The organism is Guyparkeria sp., from assembly GCF_046540515.1.
Lineage (GTDB): Bacteria > Pseudomonadota > Gammaproteobacteria > Halothiobacillales > Halothiobacillaceae > Guyparkeria.
In genome coordinates this window covers 1-21,058 of record NZ_JBKHFB010000021.1, presented here as the reverse complement: position 1 = coordinate 21,058, position 21,058 = coordinate 1, and the positions used below count along the sequence as shown (strand labels likewise).

Here is a 21,058-nt window from a genome sequence, read left to right as displayed (position 1 = left end):
CGACACCCGTTAGCCTCGATGCCGCCCTTCCCACCTTTGGAACACAGGAGAGACCCATGGGATTCCTATCCGGCAAGCGCGCCCTGATTACCGGCATTGCCAACAACCGCTCGATCGCCTTCGGCATCGCCGAGGCCATGCACCGCGAGGGTGCCGAGCTGGCCTTCACCTACCTCAACGACCGCTTCAAGCCGAAGGTCGAGAAGGCCACCAAGGACCTGGGTTCCTCCATCTACCTGCCGTTCGACGCCACCGACGACGAGCAGGTCGACGCCCTGTTCCCGGCACTGGCCGAGCACTGGCCGGAAGGCGTGGACATCGTCATCCACGCGATGGCCTTCGCCCCGCGCGAGGCGCTGGACGGCGACTTCCTCGACGGCATGTCCCGCGAGGCCTTCGCCCAGGCCCACGATGTCTCGGCCTACTCGCTCGCTGCGCTGGCCAAGGCCGGCGAGGAGCACATCCGCGACGACGGTGCCCTGCTGACCCTGAGCTACCTCGGCGCCGAGCGCGTGATGAAGAACTACAACGTCATGGGCGTGGCCAAGGCCTCGCTCGAGGCGACCGTGCGCTACCTGGCCGCCTCCAGGCTGGGCGAGCGCGGCATCCGGGTCAACGCCATCTCGGCCGGCCCGATCAAGACCCTGGCCGCCTCCGGCATCGGCGAGTTCAAGGGCTTCCTCGACTACGTCGCCACCAATGCGCCACTGCGCCGCAACGTCACCATCGAGCAGGTGGGCAACACCGCCGCCTTCCTGTGCTCCGATCTCGCCTCCGGTATCACCGGCGAGAACGTGCACGTCGACTCCGGTTACTTCATCACGGGCATGGGCCGCTGCGAGGACTGACCCGGCGACACGAGCCATGGAAAACGACCAGGGCGCCCGAGGGCGCCCTTTTTCGTGCCATCGAGAAATATGTGGCAATCCTGATAAAAAGCCGAGGTCGTCCCGAGAAAACTTTGATTGGAAATGCGGTTTTCCGACGCTCACCATCAACAATCCGAAATATCAGTTATTCAGCACATACTGGAGGAATCAGGGACGATGGATACCGGCATTCGCAAGATCTTTCATTTCGGCGAACAGGTCGACGAGTACCCGGTCCGGGTGATAAACGAACGCGAGGCACGGGCCGCAGCCGGCCTGCTGGCCCTGTTCGCCGGTTTTGCCTTCGCCCAGGGGTTTCTCACCGGCGACTTCATGTGGGAACGCCTGCTGATCCTCGCCTTCACGGTCGAATTCGGCATCCGGGTGCTGATCAACCCGCAGTACGCCCCGTTCATGATCATGGGGCGACTGATCACCCGCAACCAGGAGGTGGAGTATGTCGGCGCGCCGCAGAAGCGGGTGGCCTGGGGCATCGGCCTGCTCATCGCGGCGTTCATGATCTGGGTGGTGTTCGTCGAGGCGAACACGGGACTGATGAACCTGATCGGCTGCTCGGCCTGCCTGCTGTTCCTCGCCTTCGAGTCCGCCTTCGGCATCTGCCTGGGCTGCACGGCCTACAACCTGATCACCGGCCAGAAGCCGCAGCTCTGCCCGGGCGGGGCCTGCCGCGTAAAGCGGCTCGAGCCGATCCAGCGCGTCAAGTGGTGGCAGGTCATCCTGGTGGTCGCCTTCCTCGGTCTGCTGTGGGCGATCCCTGAATACAACCTCTGGAACATCCAGGACAACGTCGAGGTCGACGACCACAACTTCGATAGCATCGACCTCGACAGCCTGGAGTACTGACATGGCCGACTGATCCTGGCTCACGGCACCGGCCGGCCCACGACGACAAAGCCCGCCATCTCGGCGGGCTTTTCGTTACCGCCCCGGTCGGGCGGACACGCATTTGATCGTCCGACTCCTGGATCAGCCCCCGGCGGTCAGGCTCGCTCCCCTACCGCAGCCGGTTCCCCGTCAGACCGGGTGTCCATCAGGATACGGTCCTCGCCGCGCAGCCTGGCGATGATCACCGCGCCGGTGGCATCGCTGTAGACGTTGACCGAGGTGCGCAGCATGTCGAGCAGGCGATCGACCACCAGCAGCAGTCCCATCGCCTCCAGCGGCAGGCCGAGCACGCCGAGGATCAGGGCGATCGCCACCAGGCTCGCCGACGGGACGGCGGCCACCCCGATCGAGGTCACCAGCGCCAGCACCACGATCAGCACCTGCATGGACAGCGACAGGTCCACCCCGTAGGCCTGGGCGATGAACAGCACCGCGGCGCACTCGTAGAGCGCGGTGCCGTCCATGTTGATGGTCGCGCCGAGGGGCAGGACGAACGAGGAGGTCTCGCGCGAGACGCCGGCCCGCTGGGTCAGGGCCTGCAAGGTAACCGGCAGGGTGCCGGCCGACGAGGAGGTGGAAAACGCGACCAGAAGCGCCGGCCAGATCGCGCGGGCAAAACGGATCGGCGACCGACCGGTCACCAGCCACAGCACCAGCGGCAGGATCACGAGGGCGTGGATTGCCAATCCCAGTACCACGGCGAGGAAGAAGTCGATCAACGGAAGAATCACCGACAGGCCGCTCTCCGCGATCACGCCGGCCACCAGCGCGAACACGCCGATCGGCGCGGTCTTCATCACCCAGTGCGTGATCTGGATCATCACGTCCTGCACGCCGGCCCAGAAATCCTTGACCGTCTGCATGCCCGGCGATGTCGCGCGGGTCAGCGCGATGCCGAACAGCACCGAGAAGAAGATCAGCCCCAGCATCTGCGCCTCGGCCCCGGCCTGGACGACGTTGGCCGGCACCATGTCGCGCAGGATGTTGAAGAACTCGGACAGCTCCTTGCCCTCGAGCTGCCCACTGACCTCGTCGCCGATCGGCGGCAGGGCGACCGTCTCGGAGAGCGGCTGCCCGCCCGAGACGCCCGGCTGGACCAGGTTCATCACCAGCAGCGCCGTGGTGACGGCCAGGGTGGTGGAGAACAGGTAGTAGATGACCGTGCGACCGGCCATCTGCCCCACCCCGCCGGCGCTGCCGATGCTCGCCACCCCGGTGATGATCGAGGCGGTGATCAGGGGCACGATCAGCATCTTGAGCGCGTCGAGGAACAGCCCCCCGACGAAGTCGTAGAAGGACAGCAGCGGTATGCCGGCCGCCTCGGTGCCGAACACGGCGCCCACCAGGAAGGCCGCGGCCAGCGCAGTCAGGATCTGCCAGTGCAGGGCCATGCAGTCACTCCTCCTCGCCCGCCAGGCTCACGCCCGGCGTGAATGCTCGCGTCAGTCGAGGGCGCTCTCGCGGATCTCGACGTCGGCCTCGGCGCGCAGCGAGCGCATGAAGGCATCGATCAGCCGGTTGGCCTGGTTGTTCTCGAGCTGTCCGGCGAGCTGGTTGCGGGTCTCGCCATCCAGTTCGGCCGGTTCGCCGGCACGCACGCCGCTGAGAACGACCACGGCCGTATCGCCGCCGGAGAGCTCGGTGGTGGTGGCGCTCGCCGCCCCCTCACCGGGCCGAGGCAGGCCAAACGCGGCCGACAAAGCCTCGGCCGGCATCTCGTCGGTGGCATCCCCGCGGCCATACCATTGCACCGGGGTCCAGCTGGCCGCTTCGACGTCGGCAACGCGCTCGGCCGGGTCCTTGCCCGCGGCGAGATCGGCCTCGATCGCCTCGGCCAGTTCGGCGACCTCCGCCTCGATCTGCTCGGCGCGCCATTGCGCCAGCACCTTGTCGCGCACCTCCTCGAACGGCAGCGGCTGGGCCTCGCGGTGTTCCTCGACCCGCAGGACCACGCCGTGGCTGCCATCCAGCTCGACCAGCTGGCTGTTGAAACGCTCCTCGAGCACGGCCTCGTCAAAGGCCGCCTCGCGCACGGCCGCATGCTCGCCGATGCCTTCACCCGCTTCGCGGCTGATCCAGTCGCTGGTCTCGATCTCCAGGCCGACGGCTTCGGCGGCCGGCACCAGGCTGTCGGGCTGCTCGTAGCTCACGCTGGCGAGCTGCTCGGCGGCATCGTAGTAGGCACTTTCGGCGGCATCCTGTTGCAGCTGCTCGATCAGCTCGCCACGGGCCTCCTCCAGCGGCGGCACCTCGGCCTGGCTGACCTCGTAGACCTCGATCAGGTGCCAGCCGAAGCGTGTGCGCACCGGCTCGCTGATCTCGCCCTCGTCGAGCGCGGCCACCGCCCGGTCGAAGGACTCGCCGATCTCGCCCTCGCCAACGCGACCAAGGTCACCGCCGTCATCCCGGGTGCTGCCGTCGTCGCTCAACTCGGCGGCCTGCTCCTCGAAGCTCGCCTCACCCTCCATGATGGCCTCGCGCGCCTTCTCGAGCCGCTCTCGGGCGGAATCGACCGTCGCCGCGTCGGCATCGCCGGGCACCTGGATCAGGATGTGGCGCGCCCGACGTACGGCCTCGTCGGCCTTGCGCTCGCGATAGTCGTCATAGGCCGACTGGAGCGCCGCATCGCTGATCTCCTGCGAGGCGGCCAGTTTCTCCGGGGTGATCTCGACATAGGACAGGCGCACCTGCTCGGGCCGCTGGAAGGCCTCGACGCGCTCCTCGTAGTAGGCCTCGAGCGTGGACTCGTCCGGATCGTCGATACCTGCAGCGACTGTCTCGCGGTCGAGCCGCACGATGCCGATCTCGCGCATCTGGTCACGTAGCGCGACCAGCTGGCGCACCTCCGGCTCCGTGACGAATGCGCTGCCGATCAGCGCGTTGTCGAGGGTGCTGAACAGCAGGTCACGACGCATGTCGTTCTCGAACTGATCGACCGTCATGCCCTGCTGGGCCAGGCGACGTTGGTAGGTCTCGCGGTCGAACTGGCCGTCGCGCTCGAACGCGGAGATGCCGCGGATGGTGGCGGCGACCAGCCCGTCGGGCACCTGGTAGCCCTGCTCGCCGATGAACTGGACCAGCAGGCGCTCGTCGATCAGCTGGTCGAGCACCTGGCGCTTGAGCCCCATCTCCTCGACCATCTCGGCGGTGATCTGTTCCTCGCTCTGGGCGATCATCTGTTGACGGCGATCGCTGAAGGCCTGATCGAGCTCGCGAGCGCTGATTTCCTCGCCCTCGATCTCGGCGACCGGCTGCTCCTTGCCCCCACCGAGATACTCACCCACACCCCACAAGGCGAACGGGATGCTGATCAAACCAACGATTACATAGGCGATCCAGCCGCGAATCTTCTCGCGGATATCCATCAACATGTCTACGTCACTCCCGCTTCGGGTCTGTTCTGGGTGGTGTGGGCGCGGCCGTCACCGCGACGGCTCGATATCGGCGCGAATCGAGCGGCATGATAGCAGGGCCGGCGCCGACAACCCATGCCGGCGCGGCGACCGGATCACGACGGCCGCGGGCATCGGCAAAACGGCCGGGCAAAAAGAAAGGGGCGTTTCCGCCCCTCCTCGTCAGCGGCCCGGCCAGTTCGGTGGCCGGGCTACCGGGTGTGTTCCGTTGGGTCGATCAGTTGACCGCGTCCTTGAGGCCCTTGCCAGCCTTGAAAGACGGCAGCTTGGAAGCCTTGATGTTGATCGTCTCGCCGGTACGCGGGTTGCGACCGGTGCGGGCCTCACGCTCGCGAACCAGGAACGTCCCGAAGCCTACCAGCGTGACCTGATCGCCTTTCTTCAGCGCGCCACCAACGGCATCGATGAAACCATCCAGGGCACTCGCGGCCGCCGACTTGGAAATGCCAGCGTTGTCGGCCATCGCATCGATCAGTTCAGATTTGTTCATACCTTGTCATCCCTTGGTGAAAAAAGTGTCTGTTCGGGTCCCGGCTCACCGCGCGTCAGCGTCAGGACGCGGCGCAGCTGGCCACCGCACGGAAACAGCGAAAACAGTTATACAAGTGCGACCTTCGGCGTGTCAACACGCAAATCACCCGCGCAAGGCGCATTCTGACGCCACCAATAGCCAGGCAAGCCGCTGAATCCACCCGGCAATCCAGCGCAGCCCGCCAGCCTCCCTGACACAAATCGCCCCTCCGGGTCGGGAGGGGCGGTGTGGTTTTCCTGCACGACCGGTCCGTAGACCGGCAACGCTGCGACCGGAAAGCGCGACTGAACGACGGCCTCGGCGGGCCTGAGGGCCTTTCCCGGTGGGTCAGTGGGCCAGGTTCTTGCCTTTGCCGCTGCGCTTTTTCTTCTCGATCAGAGCGACGTCGCCCGACGGCGTGGTCTCGTTGGGCATCGGCATGCGCACGAGTGCCGCCTCGAGCACCTGGTCGATCCACCGCACCGGCCGGATATCGAGCTTCTTCTTGATCTGGTCGGGAATCTCGACCAGATCCTTGCGGTTCTGCTCGGGGATCAGCACCGTCTCGATGCCGCCCCGCTGGGCGGCCAGAAGCTTCTCCTTGAGTCCGCCGATCGGCAGCACCTCGCCGCGCAGGGTGATCTCGCCGGTCATGCCGACCGTCGCCTTGACCGGAATGCCGGTCAGGGCGGAGACGATCGCCGTGCACATGGCACTGCCCGCAGAGGGACCGTCCTTGGGCGTGGCCCCCTCCGGCACGTGGACGTGGATGTCGCACTTCTGATTGAAGTCGGATTCGATGCCGAGGGTGTCGGCCCGGGCGCGCACGACCGTGAGCGCGGCCTGGATGGACTCCTGCATCACCTCGCCGAGCTTGCCGGTGTACTTGAGGTTGCCCTTGCCCGGCACCGTGGTCGCCTCGATGGTCAACAGATCCCCGCCGACCTCGGTCCAGGCGAGACCCGTGACCTGACCCACCTGGTCGGTCTCCTCGGCACGGCCGTAGTCGAAACGCTGTACGCCCAGGTACTTGTCGAGGTTCTTCGGCGTGACCGACACCCCCTTCTTGTCCCTGGCGGTGATCAGTTCGCGCACCACCTTGCGGCAGATCTTGGCGAGCTCGCGCTCGAGATTGCGCACCCCCGCCTCGCGGGTGTAGTGGCGAATGATGTCGCGGATGGCGTTGTCGCTGACCTTGAGCTCGCCCTCCTCGAGACCGTTGGCCTTGATCTGCTTGGGCAAGAGGTAGCGCTTGGCGATCTCTGTCTTCTCGTCCTCGGTGTAGCCGGCGATGCGGATGGTCTCCATCCGGTCGAGCAGCGGGCCGGGGATGTTGTAGCTGTTCGCCGTGCAGACGAACATCACCTCGGACAGGTCGATATCGACGTCCATGTAGTGGTCGGCGAACGCCTTGTTCTGTTCGGGGTCGAGCACCTCGAGCATCGCCGCGGCCGGGTCGCCGCGGAAATCCGAGGCCATCTTGTCGATCTCGTCGAGGAGGATCAGCGGGTTCCTGGTGCCGACCTTGGTCAGGGCCTGCACGATACGGCCCGGCAACGCGCCGACGTAGGTGCGCCGGTGACCGCGGATCTCGGCGTCGTCACGCACGCCGCCCAAGGCGATGCGGCCGAACTTGCGGTTGGTCGCCTTGGCGATCGACTGGCCCAGCGAGGTCTTGCCCACACCCGGCGGGCCGACGAGGCACAGGATCGGGCCGGCCATCTTGCGCACGCGGGTCTGGACCGCGAGGTACTCGATGATCCGCTCCTTGACCTTCTCCAGGCCGAAGTGATCGGCCTCGAGCACCGCCTCGGCCGCCTCGAGATCGTGCTTGATGCGGCTGCGCTTCTTCCACGGCACGGCGACCATCCAGTCGAGGTAGCTGCGCACCACGGAGGCCTCGGCGGACATCGGCGACATCATCTTGAGCTTGTTGAGCTCGGAGCGCGCCTTTTCGCGCGCCTCTTTCGGCATACCGGCCTTCTCGATCTTGTTCTCGAGATCGTCGAGCTCGTTGCCGCCGTCCTCGAGCTCGCCCAGCTCCTTCTGGATGGCCTTCATCTGCTCGTTGAGGTAGTACTCGCGCTGACTCTTCTCCATCTGCTGCTTGACGCGGCCACGGATGCGACGCTCGACCTGCAGGGTGTCGATCTCGGACTCGATCAGCATCATCAGGCGCTCGATGCGCTGGTGCAGGTCGATGGTCTCGAGGATCGCCTGCTTCTCTTCCAGCCCCAGGGCCATGTGCGCGGCGATGGTGTCGGCCAGGCGCGAGACGTCGTCGATCCCGGACAACGAGGTCAGCACCTCCGGCGGGGTCTTCTTGTTGAGCTTGACGTAGCTCTCGAACTGGTTGAGCAGGGCGCGCGCCTCGAGCTCGACTTCACGCTCGTCGGTCGCCGAAGTCGGCTCGATCGAGTGCACTTCGGCGGTCAGGTGGCCGTCGAGCTCATGGACACGGTCGAGCTCGACCCGCTCGATGCCCTCCACCAGCACCTTGATCGTGCCGTCGGGCAGCTTGTGAAGCTGGAGGATCGAGGCGAGCGTGCCGACCCGGTGGAGGTCGCCCACGCTCGGATCGTCGTTCTCGGCGTCCTTCTGCGCGACGAGCAGCAGCTGCTTGCTGCCCCTGACCGCCTCGTCGAGCGCCGCCACCGATTTCGGCCGGCCGACGAACAGCGGGATGACCATGTGCGGATAGACGACGACATCGCGCAGCGGCAGCACGTCGACCTGACGCGGCGAGCCGGGAATGACGGCGTGGGTTTCTTCGCTGTGACTCATATAGGGGTATACCTGTAGCGCCTTGGCGGCGGTGTATTCGGGTGGTCCGGCCCGCCGGAGCGTGCGAACCGCCAATCAGTGGGTTTCCCCAGACGTATGACCGGAGAATAGCTTTTCAAGCCGGGCCTGTCAGAAACCGACGGCCCACATGAAAACACCCCGGACAGGCCGGGGTGCAGGAATTCGGAACGGGGAATCACCGATCACCGATCCGAGGACGCCTTGTCCTGCTTGGCGGCCACCCGGTCGTCCGTGGCAGCGTCACCGTTCGAGCCGTCACGTCCATTGCCATAGACGATGTAGGGTTCGGACTCGGCCCGGACCACGGCTCCGTCGACCACCACCTTCTCGACATTCGAGAGCGACGGAACCTCGTACATGGTATCGAGCAGGATGTGTTCCATGATGGTCCGCAGGCCACGGGCGCCGGTACGGCGACGGATGGCCTTCTTCGCGATCTCGCGCAGCGCGTCCTCGCGGAACTCGAGCTCGACGTCCTCCATCTCGAACAGGCGCTCGTACTGCTTGGTCAGCGCGTTCTTCGGCTCGGTCAGGATGCGGATCAGCGCATCCTCGTCCAGCTCCGTGAGCGTCGCGATCACCGGCAGGCGACCGATGAACTCGGGGATCAGGCCGAAGCGAGTGAGGTCCTCGGACTCGATCTGTCCCATCAGCTCGTCGGTGGCCTTCTGGTCCAGTTCGGATTTCACCTCGGCGGAAAAACCGATGCCGCCCTTCTCGACCCGCTGCCGGATGATGTTCTCCAGACCGGCGAACGCCCCGCCGCAGATGAACAGCATGTTGCTGGTATCGATCTGGACGAATTCCTGCTGCGGGTGCTTGCGTCCGCCCTGGGGCGGCACCGAGGCGGTGGTGCCCTCGATCATCTTCAACAAGGCCTGCTGCACGCCCTCGCCCGAGACGTCCCGCGTGATCGAGGGGTTCTCGGACTTCCTGGTGATCTTGTCGATCTCGTCGATGTAGATGATGCCGTGCTGGGCCTTCTCGACGTCATAGTCGCAACGCTGCAGCAGCTTCTGCAGGATGTTCTCGACGTCCTCGCCGACGTAGCCCGCCTCGGTGAGCGTGGTCGCGTCGGCGATGGTGAACGGCACGTCCAGCACCCGGGCGAGCGTCTGGGCGAGCAGGGTCTTGCCCGAACCGGTCGGGCCGATCAGCAGGATGTTCGACTTCGACAGTTCGACGTCGTCGTCCTCCGCCTCGCGGTGGCGCTCGCCGAACAGGTTCAGCCGCTTGTAGTGGTTGTATACGGCCACCGCCAGCGCGCGCTTGGCGGTCATCTGGCCGATGACGTACTCGTCGAGTGCGGCGACCAGCTCGTGCGGGGTCGGCAGGCGCTCCGGCCCGTTCTCGCCCTCGGCCTCGACTTCCTCGCGCAGGATGTCGTTGCAGAGCTCGACGCACTCGTCGCAGATGTAGATGTTCGGACCGGCGATCAGTTTCTTGACCTCGTCCTGGCTCTTGCCACAGAACGAGCAGATCAGGTCCTGCGTGTCTTTCGTCTTCTCAGCCATGGCTGTTCTCGTCGAACCTCGTGGGTCGGTGCGGCCGAGCGGCACTCGGCTCGGCCGGTCGGCTGAATGGGTCGCGCCGAAGTCCGGCCGCGATGGGCCCGATCGGCCCGGAACCATACGTCGGGCGATCCCTCGGGGGATCAGTCCGCCTTGCCGGCCTTCTGGCGACTGGTGAGCACCTTGTCGACCAGATTGTAGTCGCAAGCCTGCTCGGCCGTCATGAAGTTGTCACGATCGGTATCGCGCTCGAGCTGCTCGAGGCTCTGACCGGTATGGTGCGACAGGATGCCGTTGAGACGCTCGCGCAGCTTGATGATTTCCTCGGCGTGGATCTTGATGTCCGAGGCCTGACCCTGAAAGCCGCCCAGCGGCTGGTGGATCATGATGCGCGAATTCGGCAACGCGTACCGCTTGCCTTCCGCCCCGCCGGCGAGCAGGAACGAGCCCATGCTCGCCGCCTGACCGATGCAAAGGGTGGAGACGTCGGGCTTGATGAACTGCATGGTGTCGTAGATCGCCATGCCGGCGGTCACCACGCCACCCGGCGAATTGATGTAGAGATGGATGTCCTTGTCCGGATTCTCGGATTCCAGGAACAAGAGCTGGGCGACGATCAGGTTGGCCATCTGGTCCTCGATCGGACCGACAATGAAGATCACCCGCTCCTTGAGCAGGCGCGAGTAGATGTCGTAGGCGCGCTCGCCCCGGGAGCTCTGCTCGACGACCATCGGTACCAGGGCATTCATCTCCGGTTGGCCGCCATGGTGGCTTTCAAACGCCTCTTTCATTCGTCACCTCGATATAAACGGTTCGGCCGCCTCGAGGGCGGCCAGATTCCAGTCAGCTGTCAATGCGCCCGGCCGGATCTCAACCCTGCGGGTTCATCAGTTCCCTGAAGGGAACCTTCTTCTCGCTGACCTTGGCCTTGCCAAGAATATGCTCGACGGCCTGTTCTTCAAGGACCACGGTGCGGGCATTGCTCATCATCTGGTGATCGCCCTTGTAGTGCGCGACCACCTGATCGGGCTCGTCGTAGGCCGCGGCGATCTCGTCGATGAAGGCATCGACGCGCTCGTCTTCCGGCTTGAGGTCGGCTTTCTTCACGATCTCCATGATCACCAGCCCCATGCGCACCCGCTTTTCCGCCTGCTCGCGGAACAGCGACGGGTCGAGCTTGGAGGCATCGGCCTGCGGCATCTGGTTGCGGACGAACTGGTCGCGCATGTTGACCGCTTCGTCATCGATCAGCGTCGAGGGCACGTCGAACTCGAGCGAGTCGGTCAGGGCCTCGATGGTGCGATCCTTGTTGCGGCGACGCATGGTCTGCTTGAGCTCGCGCTCCATGTTCTCGCGTACATCCTCGCGGAGTTTCGCCGCCGAGTCGGCGCCGAACTTCTTGGCGAACTCATCGTCGACCTCGGGGAGCACCTGCTCCTCGACCTTGGTCGCCTCGATCTCGAACTCGGCGGTCTTGCCGGCCAGGTGCTCGGCCTGGTAGTCCTCGGGGAAGTTCACCTCGATGGTGACCGGCTCGCCCGGCTTGATGCCCGTCAGGCCCTTCTCGAAGTCCGGCAGCATCTGGCCTTCGCCCAGGATCACCTCGACGTCCTCGGCGGAACCGCCCTCGAAGGGCTCGCCGTCGATCTTGCCGACGAAGTTGATGGTGACCTTCTCGCCCTTGCGCGCCTTGTGACGGACCTTCTTCCACTCGGCGTTCTGCTTGCGCAGGGTGTCGATCATCTCGTCGATGTCCTCGTCGGTGACCTCGCTGGTCAGCGTCTCGACCTCGAGCTTGGACAGGTCCCCCAGCTCGATCTCCGGGTAGACCTCGACGGCGGCGGTGAACTTCAGCGGCTCACCGGCCTTGTTGTTCTCGATCGACTCGATGCTCGGCTGGCCGGCCACCCGCAGGTCGTTTTCCTCGACCGCCTTCTGGAAGCTCTGGCCCATGACGTCGCCGATCACGTCGTCGCGCACCCGGCCGGCGTACTGCATGCGGATGACCGACAACGGCGCCTTGCCCGGCCGGAAGCCGTCGATGCGAACACGACCGCGCATGTCCTTCAGGCGCTTCTCGACCTGCTCGTCGATCTCGTTGGCGGGAACCTCGATCGCCAGACGGCGGGTCAGGCCGTCGGCCGGCTGCAATTCAACCTGCATGGATGCGATACCTCAAAAAGAAAACAAGTGTCTGTATGTCGATCGTCCCGCCACGCGGCGGCAGGACGCCTATCGGGTCTGGTGCGAGAGGAGAGACTCGAACTCTCACGCCGTCAGGCGCTGGTACCTAAAACCAGTGCGTCTACCAATTCCGCCACTCTCGCAGGCTGGGATACCGCGGCCCCACTGCCGCGCTTCCCGACGATCAAAGCGGGGAAGTATACCGGAGCCGAACGCGCGCCCAAAGCATGGGACCCGGTTGCCCGACCTGTCGTCAGAACGGCAGGCCCGGCATGCGGCCCTTCATGGCGCGCATCATCTTCTTCATGCCGCCGCCGGAGAGCTTCTTCATCATGTCGCGCATGTCGCGGTACTGCTTCAGGAGCCGATTGACGTCCTGGACCTGCATGCCCGAACCGTTGGCGATGCGGCGCTTGCGCGAGCCCTTGATGATGTCGGGGCGCTGGCGCTCGCCCGGGGTCATCGAGTCGATGATCGCGATCATGCGCACAATGTCCTTGTCGTCGATGTGCTTCTGCGCATCGGCACCAAGCTTGCCCATGCCCGGCAGCTTGTCCATCAGTCCGCCCATGCCGCCCATCTTGAGCATCTGGTTGAACTGGTCGCGCATGTCCTCGAGCGTGAAGCCCTTGCCCGAGCGCACCTTGTCGGCAAGCGCCTTCGCCTTGTCGGCATCGACGGTCTCCTGGGCCTGCTCGACCAGCGAGACCACGTCGCCCATGCCGAGGATGCGCGAGGCGATCCGATCGGGGTGGAACGGCTCGAGCGCGTCGAGCTTCTCCCCCACGCCGAGGAACTTGATCGGCTTGCCGGTGACCTGCCGCACCGACAGCGCCGCACCCCCACGCGCGTCGCCGTCGGCCTTGGTCAGGATCACGCCGGTCAGCGGCAGCTGCTCGTGGAAGGCCTGGGCGGTGTTGGCCGCGTCCTGGCCGGTCATCGAGTCGACGACGAACAGCGTCTCGACCGGGTCGACGGCCTCGTGGATGCGGGCGACCTCGCCCATCATCTCCTCGTCGACGTGCAGGCGACCGGCCGTATCGACGATCAGCACATCGTAGAACTTGAGCTCGGCCTCCTTGCGGGCGGCCTTCGCGATCTCGACCGGGTCCTGGTCGCTCGAGGACGAGAAGAAGTCGACGCCGACCTGTTTGGCGACGGTCTCGAGCTGGTCGATCGCCGCGGGGCGGTAGACGTCCGCCGAGACCACCAGCACCTTCTTTTTCTTCTGCTGCTTCAGCCAGCGGCCGAGCTTGCCGGCGGTGGTGGTCTTGCCCGCGCCCTGCAGACCGGCCATCAGGATCACCGCCGGCGGACGGGCGGCGAGATCGAGCTCGGCGTTCTCCGAGCCCATCAGGCGCGTCAGTTCGTCGTTGACGATCTTGACGAACACCTGGCCCGGCTGGAGGCTCTTGGCCACCTCGGCGCCGACGGCACGCTCGCGCACGTCCTTGACGAACTCCCGCACCACCGGCAGGGCGACATCCGCCTCCAGCAGCGCCATGCGCACCTCGCGCAGGGCGTCCTTGATATTGTCCTCGGTCAGGCGCCCCTGGCCCTTGAGGCCATCGAGCAGTCCACCGAGTCGCTTGGAAAGGTTGTCAAACATCGCTTGCCTCTCTCACTGCGGTGCCGTCCGGGTCGAGGCGGCACACCGCGGAGCCGGCCGACTCCCGCGACCGAATCGCGATCAGGAAGCCCGGCTGGCGCGCTTGCGCTCGTTCTCGGTCAGGAACTTCTTGCGGATCCGCACCGACTCGGGCGTGACCTCGACCAGTTCGTCATCGTCGATGAATTCCAGTGCCTGCTCAAGCGTGTAGCGGATCGGCGGGGTCAGGGTGAGCGCCTCGTCGGTGCCGGCGGCACGCACGTTGGTCAGCTTCTTGCCCTTGAGGACATTGACGGTCAGGTCGTTGTCACGCGCGTGGATACCCACGACCTGGCCCTCGTAGACCTCCTCGCCATGGCCGATCATCAGGCGACCGCGGTCCTGCAGGTTGTACAGGGCGTAGGCCAGTGCCTTGCCGGTATCCGAGGCGATCAGCACACCGTTGATGCGCTGACCGACCATGCCCGACTGGTACGGGCCGTAGTGGTCGAACACCGAGAACATCAGACCGGTGCCCTGGGTGGCAGTCAAAAACTCGGTGCGGAAGCCGATCAGGCCGCGCGACGGGATGATGAACTCCAGGCGCACCCGGCCCTGGCCGTCCGGCTCCATGTTGCGCATCTCGCCCCGGCGCAGGCCGAGCTTTTCCATCACCGCACCCTGGTGCTGCTCCTCGATGTCGACGACCAGCTGCTCGTAGGGCTCCTGCTTCTCGCCGTCGACCTCGCGGACGATGACCTCGGGGCGCGAGACGCCCAGTTCGTAGCCCTCGCGGCGCATGTTCTCGATCAGCACCGACAGGTGCAACTCGCCCCGACCGGAGACACGGAACTTGTCCGGGTCGTCGCCCTGCTCGACGCGCAGTGCCACGTTGTGGACCAGCTCGCGCTCGAGGCGCTCGCGAATCTGGCGACTGGTGAGGAACTTGCCCTCACGGCCGGCGAACGGCGAGGTGTTGACCTGGAAGGTCATGGAAACGGTCGGCTCGTCGACGGTCAGCGCCGGCAGCGCCTCGATGTTCTCCGGGTCGCAGAGCGTGTCGGAGATGTAGAGCGGATCGACGCCGGAGAAGGCGATGATGTCGCCGGCCTGTGCCGAGTCGACCTCGACGCGGTCGAGCCCGTGGAAGCCCATGATCTGCAACACGCGCCCGTTGCGGACCTCGCCCTCGCGGCCGACGACCTTGACCGGGGTGTTGGTCTTGACCCGGCCGCGCTTGATCCGGCCCACGCCGATCACGCCGACGTAGGAGTTGTAGTCGAGGCTGGAGACCTGCATCTGGAACGGGCCGTCCGGGTCGACGTCCGGGGCCGGCACGCGCTCGGCGATCGCCTCGAACAACGGGGTCATGTCACCCTCCCGGACCGTGTCGTCGAGACTGGCGTAGCCGTTCAATGCCGAGGCGTAGACGATCGGGAAGTCGAGCTGGTCGTCGCTCGCGCCCAGGCGGTCGAACAGGTCGAAGACCTCGTTGATGACCCAGTCCGGACGCGCGCCCGGGCGGTCGATCTTGTTGATCACCACGATGGGCTTCAAGCCGTGCTCGAAGGCCTTCTGGGTGACGAAGCGGGTCTGCGGCATCGGCCCGTCGACGGCGTCGACCAGCAGCAGCACCGAGTCGACCATCGACATGACCCGCTCGACCTCGCCGCCGAAGTCGGCGTGTCCCGGGGTGTCGACGATGTTGATGCGCCAGTCCTCGCCCTTCGGCGACTGCCACTTGATCGCCGTGTTCTTGGCCAGGATCGTGATGCCCCGTTCCTTCTCGATCTGGTTGGAGTCCATGACCCGCTCGCCGTGGTCGGCGCGGGCGTCGAGGGTGCCGGATTGCTGCAGCAGACGGTCGACCAGCGTGGTCTTGCCATGGTCGACGTGGGCGATAATGGCGATATTGCGAAGATTGGCGATCACGAAAAACGGTCCAAGGGATTGAAATAAGGGCGCGCAGTATAAACACAAAAGGTCGAGCGACCGAGGCGGAAAAGCAAAAGTCGGTGCCAACACCGTTGACCTGGCCCGTATTGACCGACCATGGCGGAAAGGTTCGGCAAAAACGCGACCCGGGTGGTGCGACCGGGATCAGAGCTCCTTTCCAGTCGGATGGTAGAATCGAGGCGCACTCACCACCAACCACGACGAGGCGCTCCATGGCCGACCGGCTGGCTTTCACCAAGATGCACGGACTGGGCAACGACTTCATGGTGGTCGACGCCGTCAGCCGTCCCGTGCCGGTCGGCGACTGGCTGACCCCGAGCCGCATCCAGTCCTGGGCCGACCGCCACGTCGGCGTCGGCTTCGACCAGCTGTTGCTGATCGAGCGGGCGCACGGTGCCGAGGCGGATTTCCGCTACCGCATCTTCAACGCCGATGGCGGCGAGGTGGAGCAGTGCGGCAATGGCGCACGCTGCTTCGCCCGTTACGTGGCCGAGCGCGGGCTGACCGACCGGCGCGACATCCGCGTCGAGACCGCCGGCGGGCCGATCGTCCTGCACCTGACCGACGACGGGCGCGTGCGCGTCGACATGGGCCGCCCCCGCTTCGAGCCGGAGGCCATCCCGTTCAAGCCGCCGATCACGGCCAGCGGATCGCCCTACACCCTGATGCTCAGCGGCCAGCCTGGCGGGCATGATCGGGTCACGCTCGAGGCCGTCTCGATGGGCAACCCGCACGCCGTGATCCAGGTCGAGGACCTAGAGCGCTTCCCGGTCGAGGCCGTGGGCACGGCACTCGAGTCGCACCCGGCCTTCCCGCGGCGCGTGAACGTGGGCTTCGTCGAACAGCACGGCGCCGACCACATCGGTCTGCGGGTGTTCGAGCGCGGCGCCGGCGAGACGCTCGCCTGCGGCACGGGGGCCTGCGCGGCGGTGGCGGCGGGCATTCGTGCCGGGCGGCTGAAGTCACCCTGCCGGGTCGATCTCCGCGGCGGATCGCTCACGATCGAGTGGTCCGGACGCGACGAGGACTCGTTGTTCATGACCGGACCGGCCACCTTCGTCTTCGACGGGGAGATCCCGGTCGCCCCGACCGGCTGATCATCGGGCGACCGGATTGCCGCGCCCGCCGGGCGGCGGTAAGGTGATGGTCAGACGGGACTGACCCACGCCGCGCCCGGCGAGTCGATCGCGCCGAACATCCCGGCGGATTCGGCAGTCCCTCAATCGCATTCAAGTGCCCGTAGAGGCGCGTTACGACCCAATCACCACTCAGGGAATACGCATGAGCGAGAACGTGGCCTTCGAACTTGCCGACAGGGATGCCGATGTCGGCAGCGATCAGGAGCCGAGCGCCGAGACGGTGCTCGCCTACCTGCGCACCCACCCGGACCTGTTCCTGGAACACCCGGACGTCCTCGAGCACATCGAACTGCCCGGCCCGCCGCAACCGGCCGTTTCCCTGCATCACTGGCAACTGCGGCGCTGGCGCGGCCAGGCCATCCGCCACCGTAACGCGCTCGACCAGCTCCACCGGGTCGCCGCCGACAACGCTGCCGCCGACCGCCTGCTGCACCGCTTCTGCGAAGGCCTGCTCGGCGCCACGGACCGCGCGACCACGACCCTCGAGGACCAGCTCCGGACCCACTTCGACATCGACGCCTGCCGCGTCGTGCCGCTGGCCGAACTCGATGGCGAGACCCGCGGGCTGCTCGCCGGCTGGCTGGACAACCCCACCCCGTTCTGTGGCCGACCGCACGACACCGTACGCGAGACCCTGTTCGGTGATGCGTTGCCGCAGACCGGCTCGGTGGCCCTGATCGCCATTCCGTCGGCGGGCGCCGCGCGCTACATCGTCGCCCTCGGCCGTCACCTGCCGGACGGCTTCAACCCCGCCCAGGGCACGCACTTCCTCGAACAGATCGGCGAGCTCGCCGGCGCGTTTCTCGGCCAGACCAAAGACGACGGCGCCAACCGCTGACCCCCGTGCCCGCCGCCGCGCTGACAACGGCCTTCGACCGTGCGGCCGAGGCACTCGCCGCCGATCACCGCCTCAACCCGCTGACGCGCAAGGCCTATCGGGCCTCGTGGTCGCGGCTGGCCACGTTCCTCGCGGATCAGGCGATCGAATCCACCGCATCGATCGACGACCGCTCGCTGCGCCGCTTTCTCGCCGATCTGGCCCGCGACCGCCAGTCGCCCCGCTCGATCGCCCGCCACGTCAGCGCGGTCAAGCGCCTGCTGGGCTTCTGGCAACACCTGGCGATCGATTGTCCTGCCGATCCCCTGCTGCTCAAGGCGCCCAAGGCCGCCAGGCGGCTGCCCGATGCCCCCGACGTCGACACCATGGCACGTCTGCTCGACACCCCCGCGGCCCGCACCGACACCACCGGCCCGGCAAACCCAGCGGGATCGAAAACCCCGGCGCAGCAGCGGGCCGCGACCATCCGTGCCGCCCGCGACCATTGCCTGTTCGAGTGGCTCTACGGCAGCGGACTGCGACTGGCCGAGGTGGTCGGCCTCGACCTAACCGACCTGGACCTGCCGGCCGGCCAGGCCCGCGTGACCGGCAAGCGGGACAAGACACGGATCGTCCCGGTGGGCCGTCAGGCACGCGCCGCGACGCAAGACTGGCTCGCTCTGCGTCGTGAATGGGACCGCCATGGCAGCCCGGCGGTGTTCATCAACGATCGCGGACGACGGCTGTCGGCTCGCTCGGTGCAGCTGCGGCTCAACCGCGCCTCGCGCCAGACGGGTCTCGAGGCGCCGCTGCACCCCCACCAGCTGCGCCACGCCTTCGCCACCCACGTGCTCGAGTCCTCGGGCGACCTGCGCGCCGTGCAGGAAATGCTGGGCCACGAAAGCCTCGCCACCACCCAGATCTACACCCACCTCGATTTCCAGCACCTGATGGGTGTCTACGAGCGCGCGCATCCGCGGGCCCGGCTTAAAACCCAGGAGCCGGCCAGAGGTGACGACGAACCGGGTTGAAAAGCCGGTCGATCGCCTACACTGTCTTCCCTTCAGATCGCCCTATCGGCCCACCCATCGACCGGACCCGACCGCTTCCATGGCTCATCACGAAGACACCCTCTACGGCACCACCATCCTCTGCCTGCGCAAGAACGGCCAGACCGTCATCGGCGGCGACGGCCAGGTCACGCTCGGCCACACCGTGGTCAAGGGCAACGCGCGCAAGGTACGCACGCTCTACGACGGCAAGGTGCTCGCCGGGTTCGCCGGCGCCACCGCCGATGCCTTCACGCTGTTCGAGCGCTTCGAGGCCAAGCTGGAGAAATACAGCGGCAACCTGCTGCGCTCGGCCGTCGAGCTGGCCAAGGACTGGCGTACCGACCGCATGATGCGCCGACTCGAGGCGATGCTGGTGGTCGCCGACCGCAACGCCATGCTCACCATCAGCGGCAATGGCGACGTGATCGAGCCCGAGGACGCGCTGATCGCCATCGGCTCGGGCGGCGCCTACGCCCAGTCGGCGGCCACTGCCCTGACGCGCCATTCCGAGCTCTCCGCCCGCGAGACCGTGGAGACCGCGCTGCACATCGCCGGCGACATCTGCATCTACACCAATCACAAGCTCACCATCGAAGAACTCGACTGATGAACCTGACACCCGCACAGATCGTCTCCGAACTCGACAAGCACATCGTCGGCCAGCAGGCGGCGAAGAAGGCCGTGGCCATCGCGCTCAGGAACCGCTGGCGTCGCCAGCAGGTCGACGAGCCGCTCAAGAGCGAGATCACGCCGAAGAACATCCTGATGATCGGCCCGACCGGCGTGGGCAAGACCGAGATCGCCCGCCGGCTGGCCAAGCTGGCCAACGCGCCGTTCCTCAAGATCGAGGCGACCAAGTTCACCGAGGTCGGGTATGTCGGCCGCGATGTCGAGTCGATGATCCGCGATCTGGCCGAGTACGCCCTGAAGATGGTGCGCCAGGAGGCCATGGCCGAGGTCCGCGACCGGGCCAAGGTCGCCGCCGAGGACCGCGTGCTCGACGCCCTGCTGCCCGCCCCGCGCGACCCGTGGCAGAACGAGGACAGCCACGGCCAGGAGGCCTACCGCAACACCCGCGAGAAATTCCGCGACAAGATCCGCCGCGGCGAGATGGACGACCGCGAGGTGGAGATCGAGCTGCGCCAGACTCCCGCCGGCATCGACGTGATGACCCCGCCGGGGATGGAGGAGATGGCCAGCCAGCTGCGCTCGGTGTTCCAGAACATGGGGCAGGACAAGACCCAGACCCGCCGCATGACGGTGGCCGAGGCCCTGTCCGCGCTCACCGACGAGGAGGCGGCCAACCTGGTCAACGAGGAGGAGATCCGCACCGAGGCCGCCGATCGCGTCGAGCAGAACGGCATCGTATTCATCGACGAGATCGACAAGGTCGCCAAGCGCGCCGAGCATGGCGGCGGCGAGGTCTCGCGCGAGGGCGTGCAGCGCGACTTGCTGCCGCTGATCGAGGGCTCGACCGTCAACACCAAGGTGGGCATGGTGCGCACCGATCACATCCTGTTCATCGCCTCGGGGGCCTTCCACGTCGCCAGCCCCTCGGACCTGATCCCCGAACTGCAGGGCCGCCTGCCCATCCGCGTCGAGCTCGAGGCGCTCACCAGCGACGACTTCGTGCGCATCCTCACCGAGCCGGATGCGGCACTGACGCGCCAGCACGTCGCCCTGCTGTCCGCCGACGGCCTCTCGATCGAGTTCACCGACGATGCCATCCGCCGGATCGCCGAGATCGCCTACGAGGTGAACCATCGCACCGAGAACATCGGTGCCCGTCGCCTGCACACGGTGATGGAGCACCTGCTCGAGGAGCTGAGCTTCGAGGCCAGCGGCGAGGACAAGACCCTCACGCTGAATGCCGATTTCGTCGAGGAGCGCCTGGGCGAACTGGCGCGCGACGAAGACCTGAGCCGCTACATCCTGTAAGCCGAGGTACGCCATGGCGATGCATTCCCCCGCCCCGAAGCAGATCCGCCTGGGCAAGGACCGGCACTCGTTGCACGTCGTCTTCCCCGACGGTGCGGCCTTCGACCTGCCCGCCGAGTACCTGCGCGTGTTCAGCCCCTCGGCGGAGGTGCGCGGCCACGGCGGCGGCGAGATGATGCTGGTACTGGGCAAGGAACGGGTGAAGATCCTCGACGTGCAACCGGTCGGCCGCTACGCGGTCAAACTGGTGTTCGACGACGGTCACGATTCCGGCCTCTACGACTGGGGCCTGCTGCGCGAGCTCGGCGAGCGTCAGGAGACGAACTGGCGCTACTACCTCGACCGGCTGGCAGCCGCGGGCATCGAGCG

At 66.4% G+C, this 21,058-nt stretch carries 17 protein-coding genes and 1 tRNA gene; 8 read left to right on the top strand and 10 right to left on the bottom strand.

The features are described 5' to 3' along the window. Positions 1–56: 56 nt before the first annotated feature. Positions 57–848 carry an enoyl-ACP reductase gene (locus tag ACLFRM_RS04420; protein ID WP_410754506.1) on the top strand — a complete coding sequence of 264 codons (792 nt, stop codon included), beginning with the start codon at positions 57–59 and terminating at the stop codon, positions 846–848. Positions 849–1,046: 198 nt separating this feature from the next. Further along, positions 1,047–1,733, top strand: coding sequence for a DUF4395 domain-containing protein (locus ACLFRM_RS04415; RefSeq protein WP_410754505.1), 687 nt, complete (start codon positions 1,047–1,049; stop codon positions 1,731–1,733). 137 nt (positions 1,734–1,870) lie between these two features. Here ACLFRM_RS04415 and ACLFRM_RS04410 read toward each other — a convergent pair whose 3' ends face one another. The 10 genes from ACLFRM_RS04410 to typA all read right to left on the bottom strand — a co-directional run bounded on the left by ACLFRM_RS04410 (position 1,871) and on the right by typA (position 15,719). Next, a complete protein-coding gene (locus tag ACLFRM_RS04410) occupies positions 1,871–3,166 on the bottom strand; it encodes a dicarboxylate/amino acid:cation symporter (RefSeq protein WP_410754504.1) in 1,296 nt (431 codons plus the stop codon). Between the two features lie 51 nt (positions 3,167–3,217). Further along, positions 3,218–5,146, bottom strand: a complete 1,929-nt coding sequence (locus ACLFRM_RS04405) for a SurA N-terminal domain-containing protein (RefSeq protein WP_410754503.1) — start codon at positions 5,144–5,146, stop codon at positions 3,218–3,220. A 259-nt stretch (positions 5,147–5,405) separates the two neighbouring features. Continuing rightward, complete coding sequence (locus ACLFRM_RS04400; protein ID WP_125197932.1) at positions 5,406–5,678, bottom strand: HU family DNA-binding protein; 273 nt, start codon at positions 5,676–5,678, stop codon at positions 5,406–5,408. 369 nt (positions 5,679–6,047) lie between these two features. Beyond that, positions 6,048–8,483 (bottom strand): endopeptidase La, encoded by a 2,436-nt coding sequence (gene lon / locus ACLFRM_RS04395; RefSeq protein ID WP_410754502.1) that lies wholly within the window; start codon positions 8,481–8,483, stop codon positions 6,048–6,050. A gap of 203 nt (positions 8,484–8,686) precedes the next feature. Further along, a complete protein-coding gene (gene clpX, locus ACLFRM_RS04390; RefSeq protein WP_410754501.1) occupies positions 8,687–10,018 on the bottom strand; it encodes an ATP-dependent Clp protease ATP-binding subunit ClpX in 1,332 nt (443 codons plus the stop codon). Positions 10,019–10,158: 140 nt separating this feature from the next. Then, the gene (clpP, locus tag ACLFRM_RS04385) at positions 10,159–10,806 is read right to left on the bottom strand and encodes an ATP-dependent Clp endopeptidase proteolytic subunit ClpP (protein WP_410754500.1); all 648 of its coding nucleotides are present in this window, start codon (positions 10,804–10,806) and stop codon (positions 10,159–10,161) included. A gap of 79 nt (positions 10,807–10,885) precedes the next feature. After that, complete coding sequence (gene tig / locus ACLFRM_RS04380) at positions 10,886–12,178, bottom strand: trigger factor (RefSeq protein WP_410754499.1); 1,293 nt, start codon at positions 12,176–12,178, stop codon at positions 10,886–10,888. Between the two features lie 79 nt (positions 12,179–12,257). Continuing rightward, positions 12,258–12,342: transfer RNA gene (locus ACLFRM_RS04375), tRNA-Leu, on the bottom strand. Between the two features lie 110 nt (positions 12,343–12,452). Beyond that, positions 12,453–13,808, bottom strand: a complete 1,356-nt coding sequence (gene ffh, locus ACLFRM_RS04370) for a signal recognition particle protein (protein WP_410754498.1) — start codon at positions 13,806–13,808, stop codon at positions 12,453–12,455. Between the two features lie 81 nt (positions 13,809–13,889). Continuing rightward, on the bottom strand, positions 13,890–15,719 hold the full coding sequence (gene typA, locus ACLFRM_RS04365) for a translational GTPase TypA (protein ID WP_410754497.1): 1,830 nt from the start codon (positions 15,717–15,719) through the stop codon (positions 13,890–13,892). A 236-nt stretch (positions 15,720–15,955) separates the two neighbouring features. Here typA and dapF point away from each other — a divergent pair, with 236 nt between their 5' ends. From dapF to ACLFRM_RS04335, 6 genes are all read left to right on the top strand, one after another. Beyond that, a complete protein-coding gene (gene dapF, locus ACLFRM_RS04360; protein ID WP_410754496.1) occupies positions 15,956–16,840 on the top strand; it encodes a diaminopimelate epimerase in 885 nt (294 codons plus the stop codon). 184 nt (positions 16,841–17,024) lie between these two features. Next, the gene (locus ACLFRM_RS04355; protein WP_410754495.1) at positions 17,025–17,720 is read left to right on the top strand and encodes a DUF484 family protein; all 696 of its coding nucleotides are present in this window, start codon (positions 17,025–17,027) and stop codon (positions 17,718–17,720) included. Positions 17,721–17,725: 5 nt separating this feature from the next. Beyond that, positions 17,726–18,730, top strand: a complete 1,005-nt coding sequence (locus tag ACLFRM_RS04350; protein ID WP_410754494.1) for a tyrosine recombinase XerC — start codon at positions 17,726–17,728, stop codon at positions 18,728–18,730. A gap of 79 nt (positions 18,731–18,809) precedes the next feature. After that, positions 18,810–19,358, top strand: a complete 549-nt coding sequence (gene hslV, locus ACLFRM_RS04345) for an ATP-dependent protease subunit HslV (RefSeq protein ID WP_410754493.1) — start codon at positions 18,810–18,812, stop codon at positions 19,356–19,358. Continuing rightward, a complete protein-coding gene (gene hslU, locus ACLFRM_RS04340) occupies positions 19,355–20,689 on the top strand; it encodes an ATP-dependent protease ATPase subunit HslU (RefSeq protein ID WP_410754514.1) in 1,335 nt (444 codons plus the stop codon). Before hslV ends, hslU begins: the two co-directional genes overlap by 4 nt. Positions 20,690–20,702: 13 nt before the next feature. Further along, on the top strand, positions 20,703–21,058 hold a 356-nt coding region (locus ACLFRM_RS04335), incomplete at its 3' end, for a gamma-butyrobetaine hydroxylase-like domain-containing protein (protein ID WP_410754492.1).

Coding starts and splice junctions, on each gene's coding strand:
- ACLFRM_RS04405 (WP_410754503.1), bottom strand. CDS start 5,146: ATGTTGATGGATATCCGCGAGAAGATTCGCGGCTGGATCGCCTATGTA.
- ACLFRM_RS04410 (WP_410754504.1), bottom strand. CDS start 3,166: ATGGCCCTGCACTGGCAGATCCTGACTGCGCTGGCCGCGGCCTTCCTG.
- ACLFRM_RS04415 (WP_410754505.1), top strand. CDS start 1,047: ATGGATACCGGCATTCGCAAGATCTTTCATTTCGGCGAACAGGTCGAC.
- clpX (WP_410754501.1), bottom strand. CDS start 10,018: ATGGCTGAGAAGACGAAAGACACGCAGGACCTGATCTGCTCGTTCTGT.
- tig (WP_410754499.1), bottom strand. CDS start 12,178: ATGCAGGTTGAATTGCAGCCGGCCGACGGCCTGACCCGCCGTCTGGCG.
- ffh (WP_410754498.1), bottom strand. CDS start 13,808: ATGTTTGACAACCTTTCCAAGCGACTCGGTGGACTGCTCGATGGCCTC.
- ACLFRM_RS04355 (WP_410754495.1), top strand. CDS start 17,025: ATGAGCGAGAACGTGGCCTTCGAACTTGCCGACAGGGATGCCGATGTC.
- lon (WP_410754502.1), bottom strand. CDS start 8,483: ATGAGTCACAGCGAAGAAACCCACGCCGTCATTCCCGGCTCGCCGCGT.
- ACLFRM_RS04400 (WP_125197932.1), bottom strand. CDS start 5,678: ATGAACAAATCTGAACTGATCGATGCGATGGCCGACAACGCTGGCATT.
- ACLFRM_RS04420 (WP_410754506.1), top strand. CDS start 57: ATGGGATTCCTATCCGGCAAGCGCGCCCTGATTACCGGCATTGCCAAC.
- clpP (WP_410754500.1), bottom strand. CDS start 10,806: ATGAAAGAGGCGTTTGAAAGCCACCATGGCGGCCAACCGGAGATGAAT.
- dapF (WP_410754496.1), top strand. CDS start 15,956: ATGGCCGACCGGCTGGCTTTCACCAAGATGCACGGACTGGGCAACGAC.
- hslV (WP_410754493.1), top strand. CDS start 18,810: ATGGCTCATCACGAAGACACCCTCTACGGCACCACCATCCTCTGCCTG.